Raw genomic sequence first — 11082 nt, 5'->3', positions numbered from 1 at the left:
CATAATGAGAATTGCTGATATCGCTGGCCTCATGGGGTTTACCAAAGCCCAGATTGATGAGCTGGTGGATGATATTCATGCCTTCGCAGAAATAGGCGATTACTTCGATCAGCCTGTTCGGGTCTATTCCAGCGGTATGCAGATGCGGCTCGCGTTTGCAGTTGCCACCGCACAACGGCCCGAGATACTCATTGTCGATGAAGCCTTTTCGGTCGGGGATGCGTACTTTCAGCACAAAAGTTTTGACCGTATACGTCAGTTCACCCGAGAGGGCACAACGCTTCTCCTGGTCAGCCATGACAAGCAGGCTATTCAGAGCATCTGCAATCGGGCGATTCTGCTCAATGAGGGGCGGGTCGCCATGCAGGGCGAGCCGGATGCGGTCATGGACTACTACAACGCCTTGCTGGCAGCGCATCAGGATCAGCAGATCAGCAATGACCCTCAGAAAGACGGTGCCATCCTGTCCGGTACGGGTGAGGTGGTGTTCGAGTCCTGCGAGCTCACAGCGGACAACCTGCCTGTCGAGATTGTCGACGTCGGGCAGACGATTAACATTCACGTACAAGCGCAGTGCGTGACCGCTGTGCCTGATCTGGTTCTTGGGTTCCTCATCAAGGACAGATACGGGCAGGACGTATTCGGCACCAACACCCGCCAGCTTGATCAGATAACGCATGACGTCAAGCCGGGACAATCGCTATCGTGGCGATTTGTACTCGATGCCAACATAGGACCCGGAACCTACTCGATCACATTAGCGCTCCATAGCAGGCATGGGCATATCGACCGTAACTATGCTTGGCAGGAGCGCGCGCTGATGTTTGAAGTAGTCAACCGTAGCCAGCGTGAATTTGCCGGTGTGGCCTGGTTGGGAAGAATTTTGGAGTGCCAGCACGATCATGAATGACGATTTCTACCGCGCGCTTGAAGAGCGGTTTCGTGCCTCTCGTGAGGAGATTCGCGCCCGTCTCTCAGGTTATCGTCCGTTTCTCGATGCCATGCTTGAAATCCATGAGAGGCCGAGCGCCTTCGATATCGGGTGTGGGCGGGGTGAGTGGCTGCAGTTGCTCGGCGAGGCCGGTTTTGACGCCAGCGGTGTCGACCTGGATGATGCCATGCTGGCCGCGTGTCACGAGGCACACCTCCAGGCCCGTAATGACGACGCGCTAACCGCACTGCGGGCTGTTCCTGACAACAGTTACCACCTGATCACATCATTTCATGTTGTCGAGCATCTCGAATTCGACTACCTGCGCAAGCTCCTTAAAGAGGCATTTCGCACGCTGACGCCTGACGGGCTGCTGATACTGGAAACACCCAACAGCGAAAACCTTATAGTTGGCACCAGCAGCTTTTATCTCGACCCCACCCATCAACGTCCTGTCCCTGCGTTGTTTCTGGATTTTTTGTGTGAGCAGAGTGGTTTCGCTCGCAGCAAGGTTGTTCGCTTGCAAGAGGATCCAGCGCTACGTTCCCCGGACGCCGGTATCGGACTTTGGCAGGTGCTCTACGGAGTCAGCCCGGATTACGCCATCGTCGCGCAAAAGAATGTGCCGACGGCAAACCAGGCAGATACGTTTGCCGAGCTGTTCGCCCGGGATTACGGGCTGGGCCTCGAGGCGCTGGCCGTCCGGCATGATCAGCAAGTCACGCACCTGTTTCAGCGGCAGGCGCAGGATCAGCAGGCACTGAATACATGGAACGCCGAGCGCTTTTCTCACTTCGAGGAAAGGCTGGTTGACCTGGACTTTCGCTGCAAGCAAGCCGAACTGCGCTGCAAGCAAGCCGAACTGCGCTGTGAGCAAGCGGAACTGCGCTGTGAGCAAGCGGAACTGCGCTGTGAGCAAGCGGAAGCCCGTTGCGATGAGACCGAGTCGGCACTGCAGCAGGTCTACCATAGCCGCTCATGGAGAATCACTCAGCCAGTACGTGACGTAGCGGATTTTCTGCGTCATCTGGATCGGCCCCGAGCCCAGCAGATGCTGCTGCGTCCGGTGCGGGCAGGGGTCTCGAGTCTGCGCAGCAGGCCAACGCTGACCGCGCCATTGTTGAGGGCCGCTCGCCGGGTCCCAGCGCTGGAAAGCTGGCTGCGGAAGCTGCAAACGACACTTGAACGGCCATACGCTTCCGCGGGCGGGTATGCTGCCAATTACTCGCCCCGCGCGATACGTCTTGCGTCCAGGATGTCCAGGCTGGGTGCGCGCGATGAGCGCCCGAGTACAGCAGGGCTGCCGAGGCTGGCCTTCGTCTCACCGCTGCCGCCGGAACGCACAGGGATCGCCGATTACAGCGCTGAGTTGCTCCCCGAGCTGGCGAACTATTACCAGATCGATGTGATCGTGGCGCAGAGCGCCGTCGAGTCTTCTTGGGTAACGGAGCACTGCCAGGTGCGTGATGCGCAATGGTTGCGTGAGCATATGCATGACGTCGATGCAGTGCTCTATCACTTTGGCAACTCGGACTACCACGGCTGGATGGTCTCACTGCTTGAAGACGTCCCAGGCATCGTAGTGCTGCACGACTTTTTTCTCAGTGGCCTGATCTGGTCCCTCGAAGCTCAGCCGCAGCATCAGGGGATCAAGTTGCGAGAACTCTATTACAGCCACGGTTATCCAGCCCTTGTTGAAGCCCTGAATGGAGAAGAGGGCGCGCAGATCGCCTTTCGTTATCCATTCAACCGAACCATCATCGAAGCCGCCCAGGGCGTCATCGTGCACTCGGACGTTTCGTTCCGGCTTGCTCGGCAGTGGTATGGGGATAAGGTCGCGCGAGACTGGCGACGCATCCCGCTAGTGCGCGTACCCGCTGCATTAGAGAGCAAGCGAGTCGCCCGCGAGCGCCTGCAGATCCCAGACACTGCATTTGTCATCTGCAGCTATGGCCAACTGGGTGTCACCAAACTGAATCACAGGCTTCTGGAGGCGTGGCTCGAGTCGGATCTCGCTCAAGATCCTGATTGCCTGCTGGTCTTCGTCGGGGAGCTGGGGAACGACGAGTATGGTCAATCGCTGCGTACTGCCATGCTCGATAGCGGCGTCGAAGCACGCATAAAGGTGACGGGCTGGGTAAGCAGCGAGAGCTTCCGCGACTACCTGGCGGCTACCGATCTTGCCGTACAACTGCGCACCCTGTCGCGGGGCGAAACATCGGCAGCAGTCCTCGATTGCATGAACCACGCCTTGCCCACCATTGTGAACGCAAACGGCAGCATGGCCGACCTGCCTGCTGAAGGCGTGCATCGGATACCGGACGAGTTTGAAACGGCCGAACTGACCAGCGCCATCAACCATTTCTGGGTAGAGCATGACGCTCGGCAGGCACTGGGGCAGCGTGCAAAGGCGTTCATCGAAGCCGAACACTCACCGGCTGGCTGCGCACTGTTGTATCGCGATGCCATCAGCACCTTCATGGCGCAAGCCCGGCAAAACGAGCAGCAGCTTCGTCAAGCCATGAGCGTACTTCCTGGTCAGGCTACTGACGAAGCGCTTCTTCCACTGGCCGAACGACTCGTGAGTAGCGTAGGCGCGCCTGCCCGTCAGCGACAATTGCTGCTGGATGTCACGGCGACCAGCCGCCTGGATCGCCACACAGGTATCGAAAGAGTCGCCAAGGCTCTGGTTATCTCTCTGCTTGGGACACCACCGCCTGGCTGTCGCGTAGAGCCTGTTTACCTCACTGACGAAGGCGGCCATTGGCACTACCGGTATGCGAGTGCGTTCACCGCTCGCCTGCTGGGGATACCGGAAGTCATACAGGACCAAGGCGTTGATTTCACTGAGGGTGACCGCCTGATCGCGCTCGACTACTCTGGAGATGCCTTCATTCGGGCCAGCCAGCAGGGGCTTTTCACCTGCATCCGGGAACAGGGCGTGAATTGCCGGGTGCTCGTGCACGATCTATTGCCTGTGACGCGGCCCGAACTCTTTCCCCCGCGTTCCGATGATCACTTTGCGCGATGGCTGAGCTGTGTGGCATTGCTGGACGGCGCTGTGTTCGTAACGCGCACCGTTGCAGATGAAATGCGCCGTTGGCTTGCAGATACGCATCCGGATGTCGTTGATACGTTCACGTTCGACTACTCGCATCATGGGGCCGACCTGTCTAGTGCGGCACCCAGTCACGGGATGCCCGCTGATGCTGACGAGATATTGGCGAAGCTGGCGGCACGTTCAAGCGTACTCATGGTCGGTACGCTGGAACCGCGCAAAGGATACCTGCAGGCGTTGGCTGCATTTACTCAGCTATGGGAGGCAGGTAGCGAGATCAATCTTGTTATTGTCGGCCGGGAAGGGTGGCAGGACGTCTCAGACGAGCAGCGGCGCGATATTCCTGAGCTCATCAGGCGAATACGCCAACATCCCCAATTAGGTGAGCGTCTGTTCTGGCTGGATGGCATCAGTGACGAGTTTCTTGAAAAAGTCTATGCATCCGTTGACGGGCTGCTTGCAGCGTCGCTGGACGAGGGATTTGGCCTGCCCCTTATCGAGGCGGCGCAGAAAGGCGTGCCGATTCTGGCGCGTGATATTCCGGTCTTCCGGGAAGTGGCCGGGGACCATGCCTGTTTCTTCAGCGCCGACAGCGCTTCGGAACTGGAAATGGCCATCAGCGCCTGGCAGAGCGGGGGCTTCAAGCCCGCTTCAGGTGACATGCCATGGCTGACATGGCAGCAGAGCGCCGATAATCTGCAGCGAATAATGCTCCGGTAGTCCGGGGCAGCCGCTGATTTTCACGACTGGCACGGGGACCCTTGAGCCTGACTTCCTCCTATAAAGGTGCGGCACCTCATCTTGAGGGTGCCGCAGGGCTGAGCCCGCAACCGACGTTACCTTATCAGCCATACATCGACGGCGTCCGAGCGCTGGCCGTATTGGCCGTGCTGATTTATCACCTTCACGGACCCTGGTTGCCGGGCGGCTTCGCGGGGGTAGACGTGTTCTTTGTCTTGTCCGGCTTTGTCGTCAGCGCATCGATCGCAGGTCACAAACTGCAAGGCCTTGGGCGCTTTTTCGGCTACTTCTATGTGCGTCGCATAACGCGCATCTTTCCTGCACTGATTGTCTGCCTCTTGGTCACGGCACTTTTCAGTGCGCTGTTCATTCCCGGTGCCTGGCTGAGTTCCATCAATCATCAAACCGGCTTCTACGCCTTCTTCGGCCTGAGCAATTTCATTCTTGCCCAGTCCGGACGCGACTATTTCGCGCCGGCTACCGAATACAACCCCTACACTCACACCTGGTCGCTGGCGGTCGAAGAACAGTTCTATCTGGTCTTTCCGTTTCTCTTCATCGCTTGGCTGGCCGGTGGAAGAGGGCGGCGGCTATCCGTCGGGTTGTTTGCCGTCGGCTTGCTGTCGTCGGTTTTATTCTCGGCATGGCACGTGCGAGAAAATTCGGTAGCGGCATTTTTCCTGTCGCCGGGACGCTTCTGGGAGCTGGCCGCCGGCGTTCTGCTCTATCAATGGATTGGCCAGCGCTCAGATCACGCAAGGGCGCAGTCCTGGAACTGGGCCGCGGTGCTGGCGGTAGGGCTGATTCTGGCCTCGTTCGTATTCTCTCGTTCTGATACCTTTCCATTCCCGGGTGCCTTGCTGGCAGTGGTGGGCACGGTGGGCCTGATCTTCTGCCTGCATCGACGGCCAGGCGCCCTGCACCCTGTGCTGGGCTGCGCCCCGCTGGTAACGATCGGCCGGATTTCCTACTCCCTTTATCTGTGGCACTGGCCCGTGTTCGTCTTGTTCCGCTGGACCTGTGGGTTGGAGACGCTGCCCACACGGGTCGCAGCGGTGACCTTGGCCTTTGTGCTGGCCTTCGCTTCCTATCACTGGATTGAAAATCCATTGAGGCGCTCGCCTGTGCTGCGTCGGGCGCCTAAGCCTGTGACCATCGCAGCGGGGCTGACGGCTATCGCACTGGGTAGCTGGGGCATGTACTCGATCGATCAGCACCAGGGCTCGATATCCCTCAGTCAGCTCAGCAAGCAGGCCGAAATTTGGTACCCCCACGGCTGGTCGAGCAACCCTGACCATCCCGGCTGCAATGCTGATCCCGAATATCATGATGTCGAAGGCGGTCTGCTGTTGATCTATCGACCGCGAGGATGCGAGCAGCTGCCGGCCGAAGTGTCCACTACGCTATTCGTCATCGGTGATTCCCACTCCCTGGCCTATGAGGGGATGTTCAAGCAATATGCCATGCACACCGGCCGCACCCTTTATGCCTATAACAATGGTGGCTGCCCCTTCGTAAGCCTGCAGCCTTGGCGTGATATCGACAACCCCGACTGCCAGCAGCACATCGAGGCGGCGCTGCGCGATCTGCGTACCCGCATCAAGCCGGGCGATGTGCTGTTCCTGCCCTCATTGCGCATGCCGCGGCTGGCGGACCAGTGGGGGGTGTTCAGCCTTGATAAGGTCCAGGATCAGGTGTTCAGCGCAACCGCTGTCGCAGGGCGGCTGCGCGCGCAGGAAGTTGCTGTCGAAACCTTGCGTGAGTTTACGCGAAACGGCATCCGTGTGATCTTGGAGGCACCTAAACCACTGTTCCGCGCGCCCCCGTTCCGCTGTGCCGACTGGTTCAACCGAGCCAATCCCATCTGTGAACCGGGGTTTGCCGTGTCGCGGGCTGAGCTGGAGGCGTATCGTCACCCAGTCCTGGTGGCCTTTGCGGAGATTGCGCGACAGTTGCCTGGGGTAACAATGTGGGATCCGTTTCCCCTCCTTTGCTCGGGCGAGCGTTGCTCTGCTTGGCGAAATGGCCAGCCGCTTTTCCTTGATGGGGATCATCTCAGCGGCCTTGGGAATCAGGTATTGTTGAACGATTTCGATGCTCATGTCGCGGCGCGGCTTGATAACCATTAGTCACCTTCAAGGTGTCAACTGCTTAATTCACGCTCGGAATCAAGAAGTTGGTCTTGTTGCGCGCAACGGAAAGTGTGTAGCATGGCCGGGCTTGTTATCGGCAGGTGTCGGTGCTTTCAGGACATTGAGTACCGCATCGTTCGATACGTTGCACCACCCATCAAGGGGGGCCATGCCCCGATGGGGCATGGCAGGTAGACTGAGCCGACGGGTTCTTTACATCCAGGTCTACATGTCGATTCGACTTAATTATTTGGAGATACTGCTCAATGGCAACTGCATCTGATCTGCAACAGCTGTACGTCGGTTACTTTGGTCGCGCTGCTGACCAAACCGGTCTGGACTTCTGGCTGGACGCCATCAACAACGGTGGTCTGAGCCTCGCAAACGTACACGCCTCGTTCGTACAGAGCGAAGAGTTCATGGGCCAGTACGAGGGTCTGTCGAGCGGTGATCTGGTTGCCCAGGTTTACCTGAACGTACTGGGCCGCCCGGCTGACGCTGCTGGCCAGGAGTTCTGGACCAACGCGCTGAGCGACGGTCTGATCACCGAAGATCAGCTGATCGAAGGCGTTCTGAGCGGCCTGAGCCCGCGTGACGCGCTGATCATCTCCAACAAGGTTACCGTTGCCAACTACTACACCGCCGTTCGTGGTGCTGAGTACAACCAGGATGACAAGGCCGACAGCGGCGACATCCTCCTCGGCGTTAATGCTGACACAGCTTCTGTTGTTGCTGCGCTGCAGACCATCGTGGAAGACGTTGAGGGTCCAGGCGCTTCGAACGATGACCTGGCTGCTGCCCTTGTTAGCCTGCAGGCTGCCATCGATGCTCAGGAAGCCTACGCTCAGGCTTACCTTGATGACGAGAATGGCACGGTCGCCGATGCGCAAGTAGCTATTGACTCGGCTGTAACTACCGCTTTGGGTGATCTCAATACTGCTATTAGCGCTCTCAATGTTTCGGCAGCTACAATTGGTGGTGCTGACAGTGCTGCGGTCGTGCAGGTTAAACTGAATGACGCCACCACTGCTGCTGCGACTGCGGTCACCAACGCTCAAAACGCGGTAAACGCGGTGGCTGGTCTTAACACCGCTGCGAACACCTACGTCAATGCGCTGGCTTCCTATACCGCTGCGCAGGAAGCTCAAACAGCTGCTTTGCTAGAGCAGGATGCAGAACTGGCACGTTTCAATGTGGTTAACGGGAACACCACCTTGACTGTAGACGCGACTACCGGTGAAGTGACTGGTGTTCTGGTGGTTGCTAACGGCCAGCTGGTTGTTGCCCCTGCTTATCTTGAGGCGAGCAACGACAATTTGGACGCAGCTGCTAACGCTCTGTTGGCCGATGTACAAGCTCGCCTGGCAGCTGATCGTGCTGAGACTAGCGCTGAAACTACGCTAAGCAACGCCATCGCTCGCGTTGAAACGCTTGAGACGGCTACCACTGGTGTCGACTCTGATTCTGACTTGGAGATCGATACCGGCCTGGTAGCGGATCTGGCCGAAGCTCGTGCTGAACAGGCTGCGCTTGCAGAAGAAGTCGAAGACTTCAATGAAGCCAATGCTACCGCTGCAGAGTTTGAAGCGCTCTCCGACGCTGTCGTAGATGCAGAGGCGGCTATCGACACTCTTGGCTTCGAATTGACCGAAGTTGCTGATGGCGTAGGCGTTGCTGCTGATGCTGAAGTATTCATCTCCACCGGCACTGACGCGACTGGTGCGGCCACTCTTGCTGACTTCAGCGGCGATGACGTGCTGTTCGTAGGCAACGGTTACGTGCTGGGTGCAGATAGCGATGCTGCTGCTGCTGGCATCCAGGGCGGCAACAACGCTGCACTTGAAGTGTTCTTCACGCAGGTTGGTGATAATGCCGTTGTTAACATCGAAACCAGCCCGTTTGGTAGCAGCGCAGCGACTGCTGAATTCCAGCAAATCACCCTGACCGGTGTGACTATGGATGAGCTGAGCTTCGACGCCAACACAGGCTTCGTCTCTGTCGCCTAAGACTTCGGTCTGGTGACATGGCAGACCTAACGGTCTGCCATGATGTAGCAACAAAAAAACCGGCCTTGTGCCGGTTTTTTGTTGGCTGATTTCGCTGGATTGCTACTTCGTCGTGCTAAGCGGCACATTTCGGCTACGGTGAAGCGGTGATGGTCGAGCGCAGCTAGATGAGTGGCTCAATGCATGCGGTGCGCGCACGCCTTTGGTCCTTTAAGGTAAGGCCACAAGAGCGCTCATTGCTAAGATGTAGAGGCTCGCGGCGTCGGCACGCCGTTTATTGTAGGCGCTGCAGGCTACAAACGAGACAGGTCTCGGCTGCCCCACCACCCTGCAATCGCTTAGTGCCCGCCTCTTACTGGTCGATCAGTTTGTAGATGTCTTGGGTCTGTTGAGCACAACGTTCCCAGGAAAACTGCGTGGACCGTTGCAGCCCCTCTGCGGCGAGCCTGTCGCGGGCAGACCGGTTCTCCAGCAGCCATTGCATCTGCGTCGCGAGCTGTTCGCTGTTGCCGCGTTCGACGAGCAATGCCTGGTCGCCAGTAATTTCAATCATCGAGGTGTCCTGAGTGCAGATCACCGGTATACCGCTGCTCATGGCTTCCAGCACCGGCAGACCGAACCCCTCATAGTGCGAGGGATAGATAAACGAATGGGCGCCCGCATAGAGCGCTGGCAGTGCGCCAGCCGAGACGAAGCTGAGGTGGCGCAAGCCTCGCGTCTGCGTAAGTCGGGCAATGGTCGACAGGGTATCGGTATTGCCCCAGCCTGGCGCACCGGCGAGCACCAGGGGGTAGGCCTCTGTCAGCGCTTCTGGCAACCGGCTCCATGCCTCGAGCAAGGTCTCCACCCCTTTGCGGGGTTCGAGCGTGCCAACGAACAGCAGGTAAGCCCCATGATTCAAGCCGTAGCCTTGCAGTACCCCGGCGGTTTTGTCCGCCGTGCGCGGCGCGTAGCAGCTGGCGGCGCCCAGATGGATGGCGCGCATCCGCGTTTCGTCCAGGCGGTAGCGGTCGATCAGCTCCCTGCGGATGTGTTCCGAGTCGGTGATCAGCATGTCCGCACGTGCGAGCGTCTTCGGGAGCTCGCGGGTTAGCCAGGCTACGCGCTTGGCCGGGTGATAGTGCGGGTAATGAATAAAGGACAGGTCATGAATGGTCGCCACACAAGGGCCATTGTGCGCGCGCAGGATGAAGTTCGGCTCGTGATACACAAAGCCCTTCAGTTGGCTGGCCTTCAGGCGCAGCAGGCTGTTTCGCAGTGTCTCGCGAGCTCGGTAGGCCAGGGTCGAGTTGCGCAGCATTCCGTGCAGCCGGCTTTTACCCGGGCGTACCGGGCTGCTGTTGGCCCCAGCTTGGGCGCTGCACTGCTGTAAGACTTGAGCCGCAGGCGCGAAGTGATGACCCGAAAAGCATTCAATGGCGTCGAATGCCGACATCCCGACGAACTGTTGGAGCAGGTTATGCGTATAGGTGCCAATGCCAGTGATGGGCGGCCTTAGTGACTCGGTGTTGATCAGGAGTTTCATTCGTGTGGTTTACCTGAGGCAGCGCCTGCGCTGCGGGCGCGTTCGGCCTATCAGCGTTATCGGAAAAAGGCGTAAGCCTGGCGAGCAAGCGCAGTCATACATGTTGCGCGGCGCATGAGCGTGCTTGGCAGCTGTGGGGGAGTGGCCGCGGATAAGCTGCGCCTTGCTTCAAGCAATTGCTCCCTTGGCCCGCCAGTAGTCGAGCAGCTCCGTCAGCGTGTGTTGCAGATCTTTCCTGATAATAAGAGGGACATGATAATAGGGGACAGCCCAGAATGGCACTGACTCAGCGCATCGGGTGCCCGTGAACTGGCACATCCTCGCGCGCAAGGTGTCGATGTTTGGGGAAAAAGGGGACAGGGAAAAAGGGGACGGATTTATTTTCCATTAGGAACAAGAACAATAGGGGGACAGACCACGTTTTCCTTTCTTCCGCTACGCGGTTCACGGGCATGGCCCGTTCCTACGGCCGAAAAGGCCGCAAGGGGCAGGTCTGGCGGCGTGGTATCCTGTCGGCCACCCATCGCCAGGGAGGCTACATGGCCAGCAACCACCACGACACCGGGTACAAGGAGCTGTTCAGCTACCCCGAGTTCGTTCAGCAGCTGATCGAAGGCTTTGCCCCGTCCGATATCGCCGGGCTGATGGACTTCTCCACGCGCAAGAACCACAGCGGCAATTACATCACA

5 protein-coding genes and 1 pseudogene are annotated in these 11082 nt (G+C 58.5%); 5 read left to right on the top strand and 1 reads right to left on the bottom strand.

The genetic code is table 11. The features are described 5' to 3' along the window. The 4 genes from NA637_RS22595 to NA637_RS22580 form a co-directional block, all read left to right on the top strand. Positions 1 to 910: ABC transporter ATP-binding protein (locus NA637_RS22595; RefSeq protein WP_256074768.1), on the top strand; the 910-nt coding region annotated here is incomplete at its 5' end. Next, complete coding sequence (locus NA637_RS22590) at positions 903 to 4709, top strand: glycosyltransferase (protein ID WP_256074765.1); 3807 nt, start codon at positions 903 to 905, stop codon at positions 4707 to 4709. The genes NA637_RS22595 and NA637_RS22590, both read left to right, overlap by 8 nt. A gap of 41 nt (positions 4710 to 4750) precedes the next feature. Then, positions 4751 to 6859, top strand: coding sequence for an acyltransferase family protein (locus NA637_RS22585; RefSeq protein ID WP_256074764.1), 2109 nt, complete (start codon positions 4751 to 4753; stop codon positions 6857 to 6859). 269 nt (positions 6860 to 7128) lie between these two features. Further along, entirely contained in the window at positions 7129 to 8868 is a 1740-nt protein-coding gene (locus NA637_RS22580) for a DUF4214 domain-containing protein (RefSeq protein WP_256074761.1), read from the top strand. Positions 8869 to 9220: 352 nt separating this feature from the next. Here the strand turns inward: NA637_RS22580 and NA637_RS22575 are convergent, their stop codons facing one another. Next, entirely contained in the window at positions 9221 to 10393 is a 1173-nt protein-coding gene (locus tag NA637_RS22575; protein WP_256074760.1) for a glycosyltransferase family 4 protein, read from the bottom strand. 452 nt (positions 10394 to 10845) lie between these two features. On the opposite strand from NA637_RS22575, the pseudogene NA637_RS22570 reads away from it, so the two are divergent. Beyond that, a pseudogene (locus NA637_RS22570) lies at positions 10846 to 11082 on the top strand (hypothetical protein); the annotation flags it as partial.

Origin of the sequence: Stutzerimonas stutzeri, assembly GCF_024448935.1 — a bacterium.
GTDB lineage: Bacteria > Pseudomonadota > Gammaproteobacteria > Pseudomonadales > Pseudomonadaceae > Stutzerimonas > Stutzerimonas stutzeri_AO.
The sequence above is the reverse complement of the archived record's forward strand: the minus strand, read 5'-3'. Positions and strand labels throughout refer to the sequence as shown.

Coding starts and splice junctions, on each gene's coding strand:
- NA637_RS22590 (WP_256074765.1), top strand. CDS start 903: ATGAATGACGATTTCTACCGCGCGCTTGAAGAGCGGTTTCGTGCCTCT.
- NA637_RS22580 (WP_256074761.1), top strand. CDS start 7,129: ATGGCAACTGCATCTGATCTGCAACAGCTGTACGTCGGTTACTTTGGT.
- NA637_RS22575 (WP_256074760.1), bottom strand. CDS start 10,393: ATGAAACTCCTGATCAACACCGAGTCACTAAGGCCGCCCATCACTGGC.